The 20,334-nt window shown below is 67.5% G+C and carries 13 protein-coding genes and 1 tRNA gene; 10 read left to right on the top strand and 4 right to left on the bottom strand.

What is annotated here, in order from left to right; all coding sequences use genetic code 11:
• Window positions 1–2: 2 nt before the first annotated feature.
• Window positions 3–3,593, top strand: coding sequence for a protein kinase domain-containing protein (locus K7711_RS17330; RefSeq protein ID WP_222970474.1), 3,591 nt, complete (start codon window positions 3–5; stop codon window positions 3,591–3,593).
• Between the two features lie 20 nt (window positions 3,594–3,613).
• On the opposite strand, the gene K7711_RS17335 is transcribed toward K7711_RS17330, so the two are convergent.
• Both K7711_RS17335 and K7711_RS17340 read right to left on the bottom strand, forming a co-directional pair.
• Entirely contained in the window at window positions 3,614–4,780 is a 1,167-nt protein-coding gene (locus tag K7711_RS17335) for a macrolide family glycosyltransferase (protein ID WP_222970866.1), read from the bottom strand.
• Between the two features lie 33 nt (window positions 4,781–4,813).
• Complete coding sequence (locus tag K7711_RS17340) at window positions 4,814–5,494, bottom strand: CatB-related O-acetyltransferase (RefSeq protein WP_222970475.1); 681 nt, start codon at window positions 5,492–5,494, stop codon at window positions 4,814–4,816.
• Window positions 5,495–5,596: 102 nt separating this feature from the next.
• Between K7711_RS17340 and K7711_RS17345 the strand changes: the two genes are divergently transcribed.
• A complete protein-coding gene (locus tag K7711_RS17345; RefSeq protein ID WP_222970476.1) occupies window positions 5,597–6,241 on the top strand; it encodes a TetR/AcrR family transcriptional regulator in 645 nt (214 codons plus the stop codon).
• 199 nt (window positions 6,242–6,440) lie between these two features.
• On the opposite strand, the gene K7711_RS17350 is transcribed toward K7711_RS17345, so the two are convergent.
• Together K7711_RS17350 and K7711_RS47635 are read right to left on the bottom strand one after the other, a co-directional pair.
• Window positions 6,441–6,514, bottom strand: a tRNA-Arg gene (locus tag K7711_RS17350).
• A 107-nt stretch (window positions 6,515–6,621) separates the two neighbouring features.
• Window positions 6,622–7,050: a MarR family winged helix-turn-helix transcriptional regulator gene (locus K7711_RS47635; RefSeq protein ID WP_222970477.1), complete on the bottom strand. Its 429-nt coding sequence runs from the start codon at window positions 7,048–7,050 to the stop codon at window positions 6,622–6,624.
• A 113-nt stretch (window positions 7,051–7,163) separates the two neighbouring features.
• On the opposite strand from K7711_RS47635, the gene K7711_RS17360 reads away from it, so the two are divergent.
• The 8 genes from K7711_RS17360 to K7711_RS17395 all read left to right on the top strand — a co-directional run bounded on the left by K7711_RS17360 (window position 7,164) and on the right by K7711_RS17395 (window position 20,326).
• Window positions 7,164–8,249, top strand: a complete 1,086-nt coding sequence (locus K7711_RS17360; RefSeq protein ID WP_222970478.1) for an FAD-dependent oxidoreductase — start codon at window positions 7,164–7,166, stop codon at window positions 8,247–8,249.
• A gap of 101 nt (window positions 8,250–8,350) precedes the next feature.
• Window positions 8,351–10,387 (top strand): bifunctional copper resistance protein CopD/cytochrome c oxidase assembly protein, encoded by a 2,037-nt coding sequence (locus K7711_RS17365; protein WP_222970479.1) that lies wholly within the window; start codon window positions 8,351–8,353, stop codon window positions 10,385–10,387.
• Complete coding sequence (locus tag K7711_RS17370) at window positions 10,384–11,331, top strand: threonine/serine dehydratase (protein ID WP_308014797.1); 948 nt, start codon at window positions 10,384–10,386, stop codon at window positions 11,329–11,331. The genes K7711_RS17365 and K7711_RS17370 overlap by 4 nt, the downstream gene beginning before the upstream one ends.
• Window positions 11,332–11,466: 135 nt before the next feature.
• Window positions 11,467–11,964 carry a single-stranded DNA-binding protein gene (ssb, locus tag K7711_RS17375; RefSeq protein ID WP_222970480.1) on the top strand — a complete coding sequence of 166 codons (498 nt, stop codon included), beginning with the start codon at window positions 11,467–11,469 and terminating at the stop codon, window positions 11,962–11,964.
• Between the two features lie 153 nt (window positions 11,965–12,117).
• Window positions 12,118–13,794, top strand: coding sequence for an energy-dependent translational throttle protein EttA (gene ettA / locus K7711_RS17380; RefSeq protein ID WP_222970481.1), 1,677 nt, complete (start codon window positions 12,118–12,120; stop codon window positions 13,792–13,794).
• A gap of 278 nt (window positions 13,795–14,072) precedes the next feature.
• On the top strand, window positions 14,073–18,962 hold the full coding sequence (locus K7711_RS17385) for an NAD-glutamate dehydrogenase (protein WP_222970482.1): 4,890 nt from the start codon (window positions 14,073–14,075) through the stop codon (window positions 18,960–18,962).
• Window positions 18,963–19,179: 217 nt separating this feature from the next.
• Window positions 19,180–19,644, top strand: a complete 465-nt coding sequence (locus tag K7711_RS17390) for an acyl-CoA thioesterase (RefSeq protein WP_372460149.1) — start codon at window positions 19,180–19,182, stop codon at window positions 19,642–19,644.
• 13 nt (window positions 19,645–19,657) lie between these two features.
• On the top strand, window positions 19,658–20,326 hold the full coding sequence (locus K7711_RS17395; RefSeq protein ID WP_372460162.1) for a DUF8185 domain-containing protein: 669 nt from the start codon (window positions 19,658–19,660) through the stop codon (window positions 20,324–20,326).
• The last annotated feature ends 8 nt before the right edge of the window (window positions 20,327–20,334 follow it).

Here is a 20,334-nt window from a genome sequence, read left to right on the forward strand (position 1 = left end):
GCATGTGGTCCGGGACAGACCGTGACGATGGCTTCGAGACAGCTCGCGACCAGGGCGCCGATACCTCGGTCGAGGATGTCCCGACCGCATGGCATCCCGGCGATGTGGTCGCAGATCTGTACGAGGTGCACGATGTGATTCGCACCGGCGGCATGGGCGTGGTGTACCGCGTCCGCCATCGCGGCTGGGACGTCGAGCTGGCCGTGAAGGCGCCACGCGAGGAGTTGTTGAATTCTGTTGCGCGGGTTCGTGATTTCGAGGCGGAAGCCCAAGCGTGGGTCGAGCTGGGGCTACACCCCAACGTGGTCAGTTGCGTGTACGTGCGCCGACTCGGCGGGGTGCCACGGGTGTTCGCCGAATGGATGGACGGCGGCAGCCTGGCCGATGCGGTGCGTGACCGCAGTCTCTACAGCGGCACTCCGGAACAGGTGGTGGTGCGATTGCTCGACGTCGCGATCCAGTTCGCGCGGGGGCTCGCGCACGCGCATGCGAAACGGCTGATCCATCAGGATGTCAAGCCCGCCAACGTGATGCGCACCGCCGACGGAATCGTGAAGGTGACCGACTTCGGATTGGCGAAGGCCCGAAATGCTGCGGGGGAGTCGCGCGGTGGGCAACCGGGCGCGAGTGTTCTGGCCGGATTCGGCGGAATGACACCGGCCTATTGCTCGCCGGAACAGGCCCGCGCCGCAGTCGCGGTGGCGGCCGGAGACACGCCGGAACCGCTGACGCGTGCGACGGACATCTGGTCCTGGGCGGTGAGTGTATGGGAACTCTTCGCGGGCGAACCGCCCTGTCGGCACGGACAAGCGGCCGGCGAACAGTTCGAGTCCTATCTCGCCGTCGGTCGATCCGATCCGGCCCTACCGCCCGTCCCGTCACGAGTGGCGACCATCCTGCGCGGTTGTTTCGCAGCCGATCCCGCGCGGCGTCCCCGCATCGGCGAGGTGACAGCCGAGCTGATCGAGACGTACGCGGCGCTCACCGGCACGCCGTACCCCCGACCGCAGCCCGATGCCGCGGAACTCCTTGCCGACGGCCTGTCCAATCATGCCCTGTCGCTGCTCGATCTCGGGCGTACCGAGGCAGCGGTGAACTTGTGGCACAAGGCATTACGGGCCGATCCGCACCATCCGCATGCGGTCTACAACTACGGGCTGCACCGCTGGCGCGCCGCGGTGATCACCGACGAGGAGTTGATCGCGCAGCTCGAAGCGGTGCGGGCCGCACACCCCGGCGAGGCCATCGGAAGTCGTCTGCTCGGGCTGGTTCACCTCGAGCGCGGCGACAGTGCGACAGCCCGTGACCTGCTGCGGCAGGCAACCGAACAGGACAGTGCCGATGTCGTGCTCGGTACCGAGCCGACAGTCATCGACCACGCCGATCCGCTCCAGCCTGTTGTTCTCACCGCTCCGGCCGGTGCGGTAGCGCTCGGCGGCGGTGTCGCGGCGACGGCGGGCGCGGGGTCGCTTCGGATCTGGGATCCCGCGACCGGTCGCTGCCTGCATCGGCTGGACGGCACGGTGCAGCGGCGGTATTACAGCGTCGACGCGGTCGCGATCAGCGCCGACGGCCGCATCGCGATCAGCCGCGGCGAGGCCGCCACACTCCGCGTCCTCGATCTCGCGACCGGTCGCTCGCTGCATGCGTTGCAGCGCGAGACCGGTGACTGCGTCGCGATCAGCGCGGACGGCACCCGCGCGGTCTCCGGTGGTGGTGGCGACCGGTCGGTGCAGGTGTGGGATCTCGTCGCGGGACGTGCCATGCACGCCCTCGGTGATCGGGCGTCCGAGATCGTCTCGATCACCTCCGACGGCCGGTGTGCGCTCGCCTGGAACGACACGGACGGTCGAATTCTTTTGTGGGACATAGAATCCGGACGGTTGCTGCGGACTTCTGCGGGCCATGCGCGGGTCGTCCTCAGTGCCGACGGTGAGTCCGCGATCTCCGCTCGCGACGACGGCTCGACCGAGCTGTGGAATGTGGCGACCGGCCGGGTGCGGCGCGCGATTCCGCTCGATCCCGGATGGTGCACCCGGTGGAGCGCCGCGGCCATCACCACGGACGGCGAGCTGGCGGTGGCGGCCGACACCGCCGGCACCCGCAACGTCGTCCGGATCTATCAGCTCGGCACCGGACGATGCCTGCGCACCATGGCGGGTCACACCGAACCGATCCGGTCGCTTGCTATCCGGGGCGAGCTCGCCATATCCGGTGGTCCGGACGGTGCGCGGATCTGGCGCGTCGCACCGGCCGGGCCACCGGCCGCGTGGAGCTTCGCCAGACCCAGGACCGCGGGTGAACTCGGCGCCGATGCCCGACTGGTCGCCGACGCACTGTCGAGTGCCGATCGTCTACTCGCGGAACGGAACTCGAACGCCGCTGTCGAACAGTTGCGTAGTGCGCGAGCTGTGCCGGGCTATGAGCGCAATGCGGAGTTGCTGCACCGCTGGCGTCGCGCCGCGACGACCGGCGCGCCGCGTGGACGACTGCTCGGCGCCTGGGAAGTCCACCGCATCGCCGACACGCGGGTGCGGTGGCGCGGAATCAGCACCGACGATCGGCTGCTGCTGGTCGACCGGGGCGAGGTGCGGGACGTGTTCGAACTGGCGACCGGCAAGCACGTTCGTGCGATACCCGGCCGGGAGAAGTCGGCGTTCGGTTCCTTTGTCGCCCAGGACATTCTGCGATTCGTCGCGGAATCGGACGCGCTGCGCGTATGGGATGTACCGACCGGCCGATGTGTGCGGAGTTTCGCCGATCAGCCGACTGCGGCCATGGCGCTGAGCGTCAGCATGGACGGGACGACGCTGTGCTCGGTCGGCACTGACAAGACGGCACGAATCTGGGATATCCACAGCGGCCGATGTATTCGTGAGCTGCCGCACGGCATCGGCCTGCGGGCCGCCGCGCTCAGCGGGGACGGGCGTCGGGTGATGACCGTCGGAGTGCTGAAGCCCACGCTCCGGATATGGGACGTCGATACCGGACGTTGTCTCACCAGGGCATCGCCGCAGTACGGGAATGGGATCGAGCAGCGCAACACCCCCGACCTCGCGCTCACCGTCGCCGCCGACGGCCGCACCGTGCTGTTCGCCGCGGGCAACGTGGGCCGGATCTGGGATCTGCGCAGCGGAAAGCCTCGCGCCACGCTGATCGGCCACACCGACCTCGTCGAGGTGATCGTGCCCAGCGCGGACGGTGAGTTCGCGGTCACCGGCAGCGCCGATTCCTCGGTGCGCGTCTGGGACCTGAAGAAGGGCCGATGCCTGCACACGCTGACCGGACATGTCGGCGCGGTCATGGATCTGGCGGTCAGCGCCGACGGCCGATTCACGGTATCGGCCGGTCTCGACGGCAGAGTGAACATCTGGGACCTGCGCACCGGGCACCGGGTGGGATGCCTCGACGGTCACACCAAGGGGGTGCACTCGGTAGCCCTCGACACGACCGGCCGAACCGTGATCTCGGCAGCGCTCGATCACACCATCCGAATCTGGGAGCTCGACTGGGACATCGATACCGCGCCCACCGCGCCGTCGGATTCCGGCCGGAGCGGATCTTCGCGCCGATTCCGTTGGCGTCGAGCGTGATTGCGGCCGACCGTGGCGGGTCAGTGCGTGGACAGGGCTCGGTTCAGCATGTTCTCGATCAGGTCGGCGGCTCGCCGGGTGCCGCCCTCGGCGCGAGCCTCGGCGCGCAGGCGCGCCGAGCGAGCGGCGACCTCGGCGTCGTGGACCAGGTCGTGCAGGGCCGCCCGCAGGTTCTCGGCGGTGGCGTCCTGGGTGTCGATGCGGCGCGCCACCCCCAGCTCGACGAGCCGGTCGGCGTTGACGAACTGTTCGGCAGCCTGGGGCACGGCGATCATCGGCACCCCCGCCAGCAGTCCTTCACCGCAGCCGCCCATACCGGCGTGGGTGACGAAGGCGTCCGCCCGTTCCAGAATCGCCCGCTGGGGCACCCAGGAATGTACTTCGGCGTTGTGCGGGATATCCCCGAGTTCCGTTGCGTCGGTGTGCTTTCCGATCGAAAGGATGACGTGCCAGCCGGGCAGGTCACCGAACGCCGCCAGGCATCGGCGGTAGAACTCCGGTTGGCGCGTGTACGCCGAGCCCAGCGAGATCAACAAGACGTTCTCCGCATCGGCGGGGCGAGTCCAGCTCTCGGCTTCCGGACGCAGGTCGAAGCACGGGCCGACGAATGTCACCGTGTCGGTGTCGACCCGATCGGCGTGCGGTTGCATCGCCCGGGGGATCAATGCCAGTGCCCGGCTCGGCGGGCCGGAGAAGGCTTCGACGTCGAGGGTCGACGCGTCGCAGTCGACGAGCCACCGCGCGAACCTGGTCCGGCATGCCTCGGCTCCGGGAAGTTGCCGCAGGGCCGCCGCGACGTCCTGGTCGAAGCCCTGCCACGCCACGAACGTCGGGGACAGTTGCAGGAGCGGGCGGCCCTGGGCCTCGGCGAGGGCGCGTGCGGCGTAGGCGCCGATGTCGTACAGATAGAGCTCGGCGCGGTCCCGCCCATAGGTATCACGCAACTGCGGTAGTGCCTGAACTGCGTTGTCCAGGAACAGATTCTGGATGTCGATGGGATCATCGGGCCAGTTGTCGTCGGCGACCGGCAGCAGCGAGGCGCAGGGAACGAATTCGGCGCCGGTGGCCGTGATCAGGCCGGCGACGGCCGGGTCGTTGGCGTAGGTCACGCGGTGGCCGCGGGACACCAGCTCACGGATGATCTCGAGGCTGGGCAGGATGTGGCTGAGGATCGGGATGCCGATCATCGCGAGGTGGGCAGTGCGACCAGGCACGGAGTATCACTCGTTTCCGGGTTGCGGCGAATGGCATTCGTGAACGGGGACAGCGGCTTCCAGGTCGGCGACGCTGCCGGACATGATCGTGCGGACATGCTCGGTGATGTGTTCGATCGGCCAGTCCCACCACGCCACCGTCAGCAGCCGGGCGATGCTCTCCTCGTCGAACCGGGTTCGGATCAGGCGGGCCGGATTGCCGCCGACGATGCCGTAGTCGGGCACGTCACCGGTGACCACCGCACCGGCGGCGATGATGGCGCCGTGGCCGATCCGCACGCCGGGCAGCACCGTGCTGCCGCGGCCGAACCAGACATCGTTGCCGACGACAGTGTCGCCTCGGTTGGGCAGGTCGGTGAGCAGGTCGAAATGCTGTGACCAGGAGCCGCCCATGGTGGGGAAGGGGAAGGTCGAGGGGCCGTCCATCCGATGGTTCGCGCCGTTCATGACGAACTCGATTCCGGTCGCCAGAGCGCAGAACTTCCCGATGATCAACTTCTCCGGCCCGTAGTGGTACAGCACGTTGCGGGTTTCGAACGCGGTCGCGTCGTCGGGGTCGTCGTAGTAAGTGAACTCGCCGACCTCGATCAGAGCCGAGGTGATCAGCGGTTTCAGCAGCACCACCCGGGGCTGGCCGGGCATCGGGTGCAGCACGGTCGGATCCGCGGGCGCAGACGTATCGGGCATCGGGAACCCTTTCGAGGAGCGGGGAACACCCGCACTAGTGCGACGAATGTTGCATTAGGATGTTGTCGCATCACGTCCCATCGAGCAACCGGATTACCGACGATGAGCTCCCCGCTGCTCCCGCGCGAGTCTCCGCGCCCCCTGCCGCAGCCACGACCGGGCGGCCGAACCGCCCGCATCCGCACCCAGGTCCTCGACGCGGTTCGCGCGGAATTGACCGAGCACGGTTACGACACGCTCACCATCGACGCGGTCGCCGCCCGTGCGGGAGTGCACCGCACCACGGTGTATCGCCGCTGGCGTGACGTCGGCGGCATGATCAGTGATCTGTTCGCCGCGGCCGGCGACCTGGACTGGCAGCCCCGCGACACCGGCTCCCTGCGTGGCGATCTGGCCGCGCTCAACCAGGAGATCCAGGATTCGCTGACCGAGGAACCGTCGATCGCGACCGCCCTGATCGCGGTGTCTTTCCGCTCCGTCGAAGCGGCCCAGGCCCTGCGCCGACTGTGGGAGGACCGCTACACCCAGTCCGAAATCATCATCCAGCGTGCGATCCACCGCGGCGAACTCCCGGCTCACACCGACGCCCGCGCCCTGCTCGTCGCCGCGACCGCACCGCTCTACCACCACTTGGTGCTGCTGCGCACCCCACTCGACCCGCAGCTACCCGACCGCGCAGCCACCACCGCCGCATTCGCCGCACGAGCCGGCGCCTTCACCGACCCGCGTTCGACGGACACCGGCTGAGCTGCAACAACTCTCGGGTATCGAGGGCCCTGCCCGGACGCGCCCGGAGAAGTCGGGAAGGTGTGCGCGGGTGGCGGCACGGTGGCCGTTCCCGATCTCTTCCAGTCCGCGGATTCTGGAATAGTTCCCAGGTGTTTGAGCGTTGCGCGGGCCGGGTATTTCTGGAGCCAGCGGTATTGGCGCTGGTCAGAGCGCTGAGCGCCCCCGGCAGGAATCGAACCTGCGACCTAGGGATTAGAAGGCCCTTGCTCTATCCAACTGAGCTACGGAGGCAGTGCGGCACCAAACACCATGCCGCGTCGGAGGCGTGCTGTCCAGTGAGGCGAGTATAGCGACCGTCCAGGTTCGCCCTGGTTTCCGGAGAGCAACTCGCGGGCATGTCAGCGGGGAGTATCCAGGATCGAGTCGGTGATCAGGGCCGAGAGCTGTTCGCGGTGGGCGGGGGAGACGGTCGTCAGCAGAGCGTCCAGTTGGGCGATGACGGCTCGGTGGGTGGCTTCGGCGCGGGCGGCTCCGGCATCGGTCAGGGCGATCTGGAATGCGCGGCGGTCCGTCTCGTGGGGGATGCGCACGACCAGACCTCGCCGCTGAGCGCGATCGACCAGGCCGGTCAGGCTCGACTTCTCCAGTGCGAGCCAGCGCGTCAGATCGGACATGCCGACCGGTCCGGCCGCGAGTCGGCACAGCAGCTGAGCCTGCTGGGGTGTCAGGTCGTGTCTGCGGCTGACCTCGGCGAACACCTGCTGCACCCGATGCGACAGCCGCACGAGGGCCTCGGCGAGGGGCAGTTGTTCGACGGTTGTGGTCACGAAACCTCCTGAGGACCGGTCGCCGCTATTTTACTGCCGCTTGCATGTTGTTGGTTGTACGAACTAAATTAGTTCGTACAACCAACAGTATGTTGTACGAACTTGGAGGGTTCATGGTTGACGTGGTTGTCATCGGCGGTGGATTCGGCGGTACAGCGGTTGCGAAGGCATTGGATGACATCGCGGATGTGACCATCGTCGAACCGCGTGATGCCTTCGTCTACAACGTGGCCGCACTGCGCGGACTGACCGACCCGGCGTGGACCGACCGGCTGTTCTTTCCCTACGACAAGCTGTTGCGTCGCGGGCGAGTCCTGCGCGAGCGCGCAGTGCGGGTCGACGCGGCGAAGATCGAACTCGGTTCCGGCGAGCGGATCGACGCCGATTTCGTGGTGCTCGCGACCGGCTCGGCCTATCCGTTCCCGGCCAAGACCGACGACGAGGACAGCGCGGACGCGAAGGCGCGATTCCACGCCGCGCGCGCGGAGCTGGCGGCGGCCGAGCGAGTCCTGCTGCTCGGTGCGGGGGCGGTCGGCCTGGAGTTGGCCGGTGAGATCACCGCGGCCTGGCCGGGCAGATCGGTGACGATTCTCGACCCGGCGCCGGACATCCTCGGCGGTGGTTTCCATCCCGACCTTCGCGCCGAATTGCGACGGCAACTCACCGAACTCGGCGTCGAATTGATCCTGGGCACGGGGCTGCACGCCGATCCGCCCTCGCGTGCCGGACAACTCGCGAGCTTCACCGCGGTCACCCGGTCGGGCCGCACGATCGAGGCCGATATCTGGTTCCGCTGCTTCGGCGTGCGGCCGGTATCCGATTATCTGGCGGCAGAACTGTCCGAAGCCCGGCGGGCCGACGGGTATCTGGAGGTCACTCCCGAACTTCGATTGCGCGGCCAGGACCGGGTATTCGCCGTCGGCGACCTGGTGGCCACAGCCGAGGGGAAGACCGCCAAGGCCGCGGGCCTGCACGCGGAAGTGGTCGCGGCGAATATCCGGGCGCTGATCGGCGGCGTTGGGGAGTTGCGCGAACATCGACCCGGACCCGACGCGATAGCTTTGCCGCTCGGACCCGGCGGGGGTGCGTCCTATTCACCGGAGGCGGGAGTGCTCGGCGCCGAGGCCACCGCACGGCTTAAAGGAGCCGATCTCAGGATCACCTCGTATCGGGAGATGTTCGGACTCTCGGCACAGTGAGTTGACAGAGCAACTCGCGGGCGTGTCGGCAGGGTCACAGCGGGTGCGTCGACGCCTGGGGCGGGGCCGCTGTGCGGTGCGGACCGCATTACGCTCGATGCATGTCGTCACCGCAGGACACGTCCACCGAACCTGACAGTCAGGCCCCTCGGTCGGAGTCCGCGTCGACGTTCTCCGCGCTCACCACGATGGCGGTCGCGGTCGCGGCATTCGTCGCGCCACTGATCGTCGGGCTGTCCGCGGCGCAGGCGCTGACCCTGTTGGGGATTCCCGATCCCGGTCCGCTGACCACCTACGGGCTTCCGGCGGTGCGGGCTATCGCGGATCTGTCCGGGGCGTTGACGATCGGATCGCTGCTGTTCGCGGCGTTCTTCACCCCGCCGCAGCACAACGGCCTGCTCGACGTGGCCGGATATCGCGCGTTGCGCCGTGCCGGGATCTGCGCGCTGGTGTGGGCGGGCACGGCGGCGCTGCTGGTGCCGTTGACGCTGTCGGACACCACCGGGCAACCGGTACTCCGGACGCTGCGGCCGGAACAGGTGTGGCATGCGATCGGTCAGGTCGAGGTCGCCGGAGCGTGGCGGACGACGGCGATCATGGCCTTCGTCCTGGCGGTCGCCTGTCGGCTCGCGTTGCGCTGGGGCTGGACGCCGCCACTGTTCGCCCTGTCGCTGGGCTGTCTGCTGCCGATCACGCTGACCGGGCATTCCTCCTCGGGCGGTGCGCACGACCTCGCCACCAACAGCCTGATCCTGCATCTGGTCGGAGTGACGGTGTGGACGGGCGGGTTGTTCGCCGTCCTCGCGCACGCGTTGCGCGGCGGTGCGCACACCGATCTGGCCACCCGGCGGTTCTCGGCGGTCGCGACCTGCGCGTTCGGCGTCGTCGCGATCAGCGGTGTGATCAACGCCTGGGTGCGGGTGCCGTTGAGCGATGTGTTCACCACGACCTACGGGCAACTCGTGGTCGCCAAGACGGTTGCGCTGTGCGCCCTGGGCCTGATCGGATTCCTGCAACGGCGCAAGGCGATTCCCGCACTGGCCGCCGACCCGGGGGATCGGGGCGCGCTCATCCGGTTCGCCGGTGTGGAGGCACTGGTCTTCGCCGCCACGATCGGGCTCGCGGTCGGGCTGGGCCGGACCCCGCCACCCGATCTGAAGACGGTGCCCTCACCGGTCGAGGTGGAGATCGGCTACGACCTGCCCGGACCACCGACGATTGCACGGCTCCTGTTCGACTGGCGATTCGACCTGATCTTCGGGACGTTGTCGATCGTGCTGGCCGTGCTGTATCTGATCGGCGTGCGCCGCCTGCGCGCACGCGGTGACGCCTGGCCGGTCGGGCGCACCATCTCCTGGATGGCCGGATGCGCGATCCTGTTGATTGCCACCAGCTCCGGCGTCGGCCGATACGCACCGGCCATGTTCAGCGTGCACATGGCACAGCACATGATGTTGTCGATGCTCGCGCCGATCCTGTTCGCGCTGGGCGGTCCGGTGCTGCTGGCGTTGCGGGTGCTGCCCGCGGCCGGTCGCGACGCGCCCCCCGGACCGCGGGAATGGATTCTGGCCGCGGTACACAATCCGGTTTCGCGGTTCATGACCAATCCCGTCGTCGCCGCGGTGTTCTTCATCTCCGGGTTCTACGCGCTGTATCTCGGTGGAATCTTCAACGCCGTCCTCGACGAGCACGGTGCGCATCTGGCGATGAATCTGCACTTCCTGGTCTCGGGCTACCTGTTCTACTGGGTGGTGCTGGGCATCGACCCCAAACCGCGGCAGGTGCAGCCGCTGACGAAGGTCGGCATGGTCTTCGGCTCGCTGCCCTTCCACGCCTTCTTCGGCGTTGCGCTGATGAGTATGACCACGGTGATGGGCGGCTGGTTCTATCGCTCGCTGGGGCTGAGCTGGAATCAGGATCTGCTCGGTGACCAGCACACCGGTGGCAGCCTGGCCTGGGCCAGCGGTGAGTTGCCGCTGGTCGTGGTCATGCTGGCGCTGCTGATCCAGTGGTCGCGCAGCGATTCGCGCGAGGCCAAACGCATCGATCGCGCGGCGGACCGCGATCACGACGCCGACCTCGCCGCGCACAACGCCATGTTCGCCGAATTGGCCCGGCACGACCGGGAACAGCGGTGACCAGAGTGGGGCGAGTGCCACGGCTGTACCGCTCCGACGTGCGTGCCGCTCGTCGACGACTGGGTCGCCACATCCGCGTGACGCCGGTCTGCCATACCGAGGTCGCCGGTCCGCACGGGCCGGTCGCGGTGAGCCTGAAATTCGAATATCTCCAGCACGGCGGCACCTTCAAGGTGCGTGGCAGTCTCAACACGCTGCTCGCCTCCGGGAACGACGAGCGGCCGGTGGTCGTCGCCTCCGGCGGCAACGCCGGTATCGCGGCCGCGCTGGCCTGCGCGATCCTGGGGCGTTCGTGCACGGTGGTGGTGCCCGAATCCGCGCCGCACACCAAGGTCGCCGCCATCTGGGCCTACGGCGCCGAAGTGCTCTGGCACGGAACGACTTACGTCGAGGCGACCCGGTACGCCGAGGAACTCGCGGTCGAACGCGGGGCACTGCAGTTGCACGCGTACGGCCTGCCCGAGGTGGTCGCCGGTGCGGGCACGATCGGGCTGGAGATCGAACGTCAGGTGCGGGCCCGCCCGCCCGTTCTGGTGCCGGTGGGCGGTGGCGCGCTGGCGGCCGGAATCGCGGCCGCGCTGGGGCTGCGCGGCCGGGTGATCGGGGTCGAACCCGCGGGCGCGCCGACCCTGCACGCCGCCCTCGCCGCCGGCCGCCCGGTGGACGTGCACATCAACAGCATCGCGGCGGATGCGTTGGGCGCGACCAGGATCGGCGATCTGGCGATGGAGATCGCGCAGCGCTACGCCGTCGGCTCGGTCCTGGTGAGCGACGACGCGATCTCGATGGCGCGCGAGTATCTGTGGCGTGAGTTCCGGGTCGTCGTCGAGCCGGCGGGGGCGACCGCACTGGCCGCGATCCAGAGCGGGGCGTATGTGCCGGAGCCGGGAGAACGGCCGGTCGTCGTGCTGTCCGGGGCCAATGCCGATCTGACCACGTTCTAGCGCGGTGGCCGGATAAATCCGGAACACCATCTGCTCACAAGGCGAAAGTTATCCCCAAATAGGGAATCGCTCTGGTGTGCCCCTCGATGATCGGCGAGGCTTGATGCCAACGTCGAAATGTCAAGGGGTGGAGTCATGTACGAGGCATATACGGCACTGGTCGGCAATGTGGTCACCCATCCGGTGCGGCGCAGCCTGCCCAATGGTCAGCAACTGGTGACCTTCCGGATGGCCAGCACCGCCCGCCGACTCGATCGCGGCAGTGGGGACTGGGTCGACAACGGAACCGTGTACGTCACGGTGAATTGCTGGCGCCGATTGGTCGAGGGGGTCGGCGCCTCGCTGAGCGTGGGTGATCCGATCCTGGTCTACGGGCAGCTGCGTTCGAGTGAATATCGCACCAGGGAGGGGCATTCCCGGCAGGATCTCGAACTGCGGGCCAGCGCGCTCGGTCCGGATCTGGGCCGCTGTACGGCCAGCGTTCTGCGTCGCGGCAGTCACGGCAAACCGGCTGGTCCGGTGTTCTCCGATGCCGTGGTCGCCCCGTCTGCGCACGAGCCCGGCAGACCGTCGCCGGAGTCCGCCGAGTCGCTCGTGGCAGCCCTCGACGCGGACGCCTCCGGGCGCGGGTGAGGCCGTTCGGGCGCGAGCGATACGATCGCTCCGCGCTGCCATCGATGCCGTGATCGGCACGGCTTCCGGAACCGGGACAAAACCCGTTGCCTAGCTGGGCGGATTCGCTGGCCGGGTGCGGTTGATCCGTTCGAAACCACTAGGGTGAGGGATATGGCTGAGTTCATTTACCAGATGAGGAAAGTTCGTAAGGCACACGGCGACAAGGTCGTCCTGGACGATGTGACCCTGAACTTCCTTCCCGGCGCCAAGATCGGTGTCGTCGGGCCGAACGGCGCCGGTAAGTCGAGCGTGCTGAAGATCATGGCCGGACTGGATCAGCCCAACAACGGTGATGCGTTCCTGGCGCCCGGCGCGACCGTCGGCATCCTGCAGCAGGAACCCCCGCTGAACGAGGAAAAGACCGTCCGCGGCAACGTCGAGGAGGGCCTCGGCGAGGTCAAGGTCAAGCTGGACCGCTTCAACGAGATCGCCGAGCTGATGGCGACCGACTACTCCGACGAGCTCATGGACGAGATGGGCAAGCTCCAGGAGTACCTGGACCACGCCGACGCGTGGGATATCGACTCCCAGCTCGAGCAGGCCATGGACGCGCTGCGCTGCCCGCCGCCGGACGAGCCGGTCACCAACCTCTCCGGTGGTGAGCGTCGTCGTGTCGCGCTGTGCAAACTGCTGCTGAGCAAGCCGGATCTGCTGCTGCTGGACGAGCCGACCAACCACCTCGACGCCGAGAGCGTGCTGTGGCTCGAGCAGCACCTGGCCAGTTACGCCGGTGCCGTCCTGGCCGTCACCCACGACCGGTACTTCCTGGACAACGTCGCCGAGTGGATCCTCGAGCTCGACCGCGGCCGCGCCTACCCGTACGAGGGAAACTACTCCACCTACCTGGAGAAGAAGGCACAGCGGCTCGAGGTCCAGGGCAAGAAGGACCAGAAGCTGCAGAAGCGCCTCAAGGAGGAGCTGGCCTGGGTCCGGTCCGGCGCCAAGGCACGGCAGGCCAAGAACAAGGCTCGTCTGGGCCGGTACGAGGAGATGGCCGCGGAGGCCGAGAAGCACCGCAAGTTGGATTTCGAGGAGATCCAGATTCCTGCGGGGCCGCGCCTGGGCAGTGTCGTGGTCGAGGTCGAGCACCTGGACAAGGGCTTCGGCGACCGCCAGCTGATCAAGGATCTGTCGTTCACGTTGCCGCGCAACGGAATCGTCGGTGTCATCGGCCCGAACGGTGTCGGTAAGACCACGTTGTTCAAGACCATCGTCGGACTCGAGTCGCCGGACAGCGGCGAGGTGAAGGTCGGCGAGACGGTCAAGCTCAGCTACGTCGACCAGAACCGCGCCGGTATCGACCCGAAGAAGAATGTGTGGCAGGTCGTCTCGGAGGGGCTGGACTTCATCGAGGTCGGCAACCAGGAGATGCCCTCGCGCGCCTACGTCAGCGCGTTCGGGTTCAAGGGCCCGGATCAGCAGAAGCCGGCCGGGGTGCTCTCCGGTGGTGAGCGCAACCGCCTCAACCTCGCCCTGACCCTCAAGCAGGGCGGCAACCTGATCCTGCTCGACGAGCCGACCAACGACCTGGACGTGGAGACGCTGAGTTCGCTGGAGAACGCGCTCGAGCAGTTCCCCGGCTGCGCGGTGGTCATCTCCCACGATCGCTGGTTCCTGGACCGCACCTGCACGCATATCCTTGCGTGGGAAGGTGATTCGGACAACGAGGCATCCTGGTTCTGGTTCGAGGGCAACTTCGAGGCCTACGAGGCCAACAAGATCGAGCGCCTCGGCCCGGAGGCGGCCCGTCCGCATCGGGTCACCCACCGCAAGCTGACCCGGGACTGATCCCGCCGCGGCACGGCTACCGCACGGTAACCCTCAGACGAAACGTGTGTTTCGCCACAATTGGATAGAATCGGCCAATAGGCAACGGGCGCAAGATATGTCGGGCTCCACCTGGTAGTGCGGTCGTGCCCGCGTGAGGTAGGACCAACCGGGCCGCATCGGCGGCTGGGCGTCGCCGGACTTTGGGAAGGATTTCCTCCGGTGTTCGCGACGCCCAGCTACCCTCGACTCCGGCGTCACTTTGTTACGGAACCGAATCCGAGGAGTTGGCGAAGAAAATGACGGTCTCGTCCGAATTGTCCAGTGCCGCGTGGGCGGCGGGGTTACCGGAGCCGCTGCGAGGCGAACTCGCGACGCTCGAGGAAGCCTATTTCCGCCACGTGGATGCCGGCGATGTGGACTGTGCTATCAGCGGAAGTTCGAGTCTGGTGTTCCGCCGACACCTCGAGCTCGGTATGCAGCGGCGTGCGGGTGAGCGTCGCGTCCTGGTTCACCATCCCGACGACAACACCGGACTCGGTGCCGCGGTACAGCTGGTCACCGACGATATGCCGATGCTGGTCGAGTCGGTCACCGCGGCGCTGACCCGGATCGGAGTCAGCGTCAGCGAGGTGATCCACCCGATCTTCGAGGTGATCCGCGACGCCGACGGCCGGCTCGAATCCGTGGCTCCGCACGAGGTGGACGGCCACGGGATGATCGGGCTGCGCGAGTCGTGGATGCACGTGCAACTGCATCCCTCGACCAGCCGCGAACTGCTCGCGCGCGTGGAGAACGAGATACCCGACGTGCTCACCGACGTGCGTCAGGTCATCGGCGACACCCAGGCCATGCGCGCGGTGCAGGACACCCTCGCCGGGGAGCTGCGGCGCGCGGCGAAGAACGGCACCGCGCCGTTCTCCTCGACGGATCTGATCGACTGCGCGAATCTGCTGCGGTGGCTGGCCGACGGCCACTTCACCGTCCTGGGGTACGCCCGGTACGAGCGCTCCGCGACGGCGACGAAATCCGTTGTGGTGCCGGACAGTTGCCTCGGTGTGCTGCGCCCGGACGTGGGCACCGACTTCCGCGTCCCGGTCAACGGCGGTGACCGCCCGCTGCTGATGCTGACCCAGGGCCTGGTGCCGGCCACGGTCCACCGCTCGGTCTACCCCTACTTCATCGGTGTCGCGGATTTCGACGACTCCGGTGCGCTGGTCGGAAAACATGTCTTCATCGGCGTGTTCACGGTGACCGCCCTGCATGCGAACGTGCTGGACATTCCGGTGATCGAGCGCCGGGTCCGCTCGGTCATCGAGGCCAGCGGATTCGATCTGGAGTCCTTCTCCGGGCAGGGCATGCTCGAGGTGATCCAGTCCTTCCCGCGCACCGAACTGTTCTCCTCGGATGCGGAGACGATGCGGCGCACGGCGAGTGCGGTGCTGAATGTCGGTATGCGGCGGCAGGTTCGGCTGTTCCTGCGCTCGGACGCCTACGGTCGTTTCGTGGCCTGCATGGTGTATCTGCCGCGTGATCGCTACACCACCGCGGTCCGGCTCGAAATGCAGGACATCCTGGTCCGTGAGCTCGGCGGTGTCTCCATCGACTACTCCGCGCGGGTGTCCGAGAACGAGCTCGCCAGTGTGTATTTCACGGTGCGGCTCGCCCAGCCGGGTACGCCGGTGGATGCCTCGGAGGCGAATCGGCTGCGCATCCAGGATCTGCTCGGCCAGGCCAGTCACACCTGGGACGACGATCTGCGCGAGGTGGTCTCCAGCTCCTCGGTGCTCGATCCCGCTGTCGTGCAACGGTATTCCGATGCGCTGCCCGAGGCGTACAAGGCGGATTTCGATCCGGCCCGCGCGCTGGCCGATATCGTGCGACTCGAGCATCTGGGTGGCGACCGCATCGAGCAGCACCTGTACCGGCGGCCCGGATCCGCTTCCGGCTCATGGCGTTTCACGCTCTATGTCGGTTGCGGCATCTCGCTGAGCCAGGTCCTGCCGCTGTTGCAGAGCCTGGGCGTCGAGGTGGTCGACGAGCGCCCCTACCAGGTGGCATTCCTGGACGACCGGGAGTGCTGGATCTACGACTTCGGCCTGCAGGCCCGCCCGGATCTGCTGAGTCGCGCGCTCAACCGGAACATGGACGCCGAGCTCGTCGAGACATCCGACCGGCTCGAGGTGGTGGCCGCCCAGGAGCGTGGGCTGCGCGAGCGGTTCACCGAGGCGTTCGATGCGCTCTGGTACGGCCGCGCGTCGGCCGACGCGCTGAACGAACTGGTCCTGCGCGCTGGTCTGCACTGGCGCACGGTCTCCATCCTGCGTGCCTACTCGCGATACCTGCAGCAGGCCGACTTCCCGTACAGCCAGGCCAATATCGCCAGGGTGCTGCTGGCAGCCCCCGATGTGGCGCGGCTGTTCGTGGATCTGTTCGCGGCGATGTTCGACCCGGATTCCGCCTCGCCGGAGCGGGCCGCCGAGCTCGAGCAGCAGGTGGCCGAGCGGATCAACGAGGTGGTGAGCCTGGATGCCGACCGCATCCTGCGCGCGATCCTGAGCCTGGTGAAGGCCACGCTGCGGACCAACTACTACCGCACCGACGAGAACGGTGAACCCCGGTCCTACCTGTCGATCAAGGTGGAGCCCCGGGAGATCGCCGAATTGCCGAGGCCGCGGCCGCAGTTCGAGATTTTCGTGTATTCGCCGCGGGTGGAGGGTGTGCATCTGCGGTTCGGCCCGGTGGCTCGTGGTGGGTTGCGGTGGTCGGATCGGTTGGAGGATTTCCGGACCGAGATCTTGGGTTTGGTGAAGGCGCAGGCGGTGAAGAATGCGGTGATCGTGCCGGTGGGCGCCAAGGGTGGCTTCGTGGTGAAGCATCCTCCGGCGCCGTCGGGTGATCCGGTGGCGGATCGGCAGGCGATGCAGGCCGAGGGTGTCGCGTGCTATCGGACGTTCATCTCGGGTCTGTTGGATGTGACCGACAATGTGGATCATGCGACGGGTGCGGTGATTCCGCCCGAGCGTGTGGTGCGCCGCGATGGTGACGACACGTATCTGGTGGTGGCCGCGGACAAGGGCACCGCGACGTTCTCCGATATCGCCAACGAGGTCGCGAAGTCCTACGGGTTCTGGCTGGGTGATGCGTTCGCCTCGGGTGGTTCGGCGGGGTACGACCACAAGGCGATGGGCATCACGGCCAAGGGTGCCTGGGAGAGTGTGAAGCGGCATTTCGCCGAGATGGATATCGACACGCAGGCAACGGATTTCACTGTTGTGGGTGTCGGCGACATGTCGGGTGATGTGTTCGGTAACGGGATGCTGTTGTCGCGGCATATTCGCCTTGTGGCCGCGTTCGATCATCGGCATATTTTCTTGGATCCGAGTCCGGATGCTGCGTCGTCGTTCGTGGAGCGGGAGCGGATGTTCGGGTTGCCGCGGTCGTCGTGGGCGGATTACGACAGGTCGTTGATCAGTGCCGGTGGCGGCGTCTACGACCGCACGGTCAAGGCGGTGCCGATCAGCCCGCAGGCGCGCGCCGCGCTGGGCCTGGCCGACAACATCACCTCGCTCTCGCCGCCGGAGCTGATGCGCGCCATCCTGCTCTCGCCGGTGGATCTGCTGTGGAACGGCGGAATCGGCACGTATCTGAAGGCGTCCACCGAGTCCAACGCCGATGTCGGCGACAAGGCCAACGACGCGATCCGCGTCAACGCGAATGCCATGCGGGTCAAGGTGATCGGCGAGGGCGGCAACCTCGGCGCCACCGCGCTCGGCCGGATCGAGTTCTGCGCGAACGGCGGCAAGATGAACACCGATGCGCTGGACAACTCCGCGGGCGTGGACTGCTCGGACCACGAGGTCAACATCAAGGTCCTGCTGGACGGTGTGGTGACCAGTGGTGAGCTGCCCGCGGCCGACCGCAATCCGTTGCTGGCCTCGATGACCGACGACGTGTCCTCGATGGTGTTGGCGGACAACGTATCCCAGAATTTCCTGATGGGGATGTCGCGCACCGAGGCGCCGCGGATGCTGAACGTGCACATGCGTGTCATCGACGATCTGCAGGAGCGTCGCGGACTGGACCGCGAACTCGAGGCGCTGCCCTCGGATGCGGAGATGAACCGCCGGGGCGAGGCCGGAACCGGTCTTACCTCGCCCGAACTGGCGAATCTCATGGCGCACGTGAAGCTTTCGCTCAAGGCCGACCTGCTCGAGACCGATCTGCCCGACAGCCCGTACTTCTCGGCGCGGCTGCCGGAGTACTTCCCGGTGCCGCTGCGCGAGCGGTTCGGTGCGGCGATCAAGCGGCATCGGCTGCACAGCGAGATCGTCACCACCATGGTCGTCAACGAGATGGTGGATCTGGGTGGCATCACCTATGCGCACCGGCTGAGCGAGGAGATCGGTGCGAGCGCCGGTGATTCCGCGCGGGCGTTCGCGGCGGCGAGCCAGATCTTCGATCTGCACTCGATCTGGGAGCGGATCCGCGCCGCGGATACCTCGGTCGCGGTCAAGGACGATCTCGAGCTGGAGACCAAGCGCACGCTCGACCGGGCCTCGCGGTGGTTGCTGAGCAACCGGCCGCAGCCGATCGCGGTGGGTTCGGAAATTCATCGCTACAGCGAATCGGTGCGCAAGTTGGCGCCGCAGGTGACCGGATGGCTGCGCGGTCATCACATCGACACCCTCGAGCAGCAGTCGACGAAACTGATCGCCCGCGGTGCGCCGGAGGCACTGGCCACCGAGGTGATCGGCCTGCTCAACCTGTTCCCGCTGCTGGACGTCATCGATATCGCCGATATCACCGAACGCGAGGGTTCCGAGGTGGGCGCGCTGTACTACGCGCTCAACGAGCACCTCAAGGTCGACTGGCTGCTGCAGGCGGTCAGCCACCTCGAACGCGGTGATCGCTGGCACGCCCTGGCACGGCTCGCGCTGCGCGACGACATGTACTCCTCGTTGCGTTCGCTCACCCTGGACGTGCTCTCGGCCGGTGATCCGGAGGAGACCGCCGAGGAGAAGATCGCCTACTGGGAGTCGAAGAACCAAGCCCGACTCGGCCGCGCCCGCGCCGCCCTGTCGGAACTGTTCGAATCCGGCACCCACGACCTGGCCACCCTGTCGGTGGCCGCGCGCCAGGTCCGCAGCATGGTCAGCGGCGTCGGCGTCCAGTCCGACCTGCGCTGAGCGCAGTCCTGCCGGTCCCCGTCCAGGGCGACCGGCAGGACGGGCAACCACGACCGGACCGCTGATGCGGTCCGGTCCGACCGGGGTGGGCGATGACCGGCATACTGGATAGCCGATTCGGTCCGCACGCAGTGTGGCGGTGGAGCCGGACGGGCTCAGTGCTCAGGAAGTCCGGCCGTCTGCATCAGTGGCGGCCATCCGATCGGGAGGTATGCGCGTGACGAGTGTTGATTCGCCGAACAGCGAGGGGACTATCGAGGATGCCGCGCTGCCCCGGCGTTTCCACACCAAGGTCGAGGTGCGTTGGTCCGATATGGACGTGTTCCAGCACATCAACCATGCCCGCATGGTGACGTTGCTGGAGGAGGCGCGGATTCCGTGGCTGTTCGGCGACGACAAGCCCACCGACGGGTTGCGCACCGGCTGCGTGCTGGTCGATCTGCACGTGCAGTACAAGGGGCAGCTTCGTCACGAGGACACCCCGCTGGACGTGTCGATGTGGGTCGAGCAGTTGCGGGCGGTGGATTTCACCATCGGTTACGAGGTGCGGGCCTCGGGGGCAGCGCCGGATTCGCGGGCGTCGGTGATCGCGACGACCCAGATGGCCGCGTTCGATATCGACACTCAGCGCCTGCGCCGGATAACCCCGGCCGAACGCGACTATCTGGCTCTGTGGAAGTGATGACACGGCGATGATGCCCGGACAGGGGACGCTACTGGTCCCCGATCCCGCCGAACGTGAGAACCTCAGCACCTTCGTCGGTCGCGCGGTGCGGCTGGACCCGGCCGCGGTGATCCGGCTGCGCCGCCGCGGTGACCGTTATATTTCCGCTTGGGCCGCAACGAGTTTCGAGGTTCTGGCGGTGCGTACGGTGGTCGGCGAACTCGGCGTCGACGATGTCACCGCGGGCGGTGACGTGCTGCTCTCGGGCCTGCGCGCGCCCGCGTCGGACGGTCGGATCGATCTCGGATTCTCCATGGACTCGGCCTGGCGCACAGCCCTGCCGCCGGCGACGGGTTTCTCCCACATCGATGACATTCCGGCTCGTTCACTGGTCGAATTGGCCGAGCGCGGAGTGGAACTGGCCGCCGAACACGGCAGCGGCCACGGTCCGCCCGCCTCGCTGTTGGAGCAGACCGTGCTGACCGTCACCGGTGCGGGGGAGCGGGCCGAGGTTCCGATGCGGGTCGTATTCGCGCTGACCGCAATGGATTTCATTCCGCACGCGGGTGACCGTCCCGATGCGCGCCGGATCGCTCCCGGTGAGATCGTGCGGGTCCGCGCCAGCCGCACGTGGCTGCGGCTGGACGCCCGGTACGGTTCGGTGGCTCGCCGCCGCGGGCCCGCTCTGCTCGCTCGCTGATCCGCAGG

The organism is Nocardia coffeae (assembly GCF_019890715.1).
Taxonomy (GTDB): Bacteria; Actinomycetota; Actinomycetes; order Mycobacteriales; family Mycobacteriaceae; genus Nocardia; species Nocardia jiangxiensis.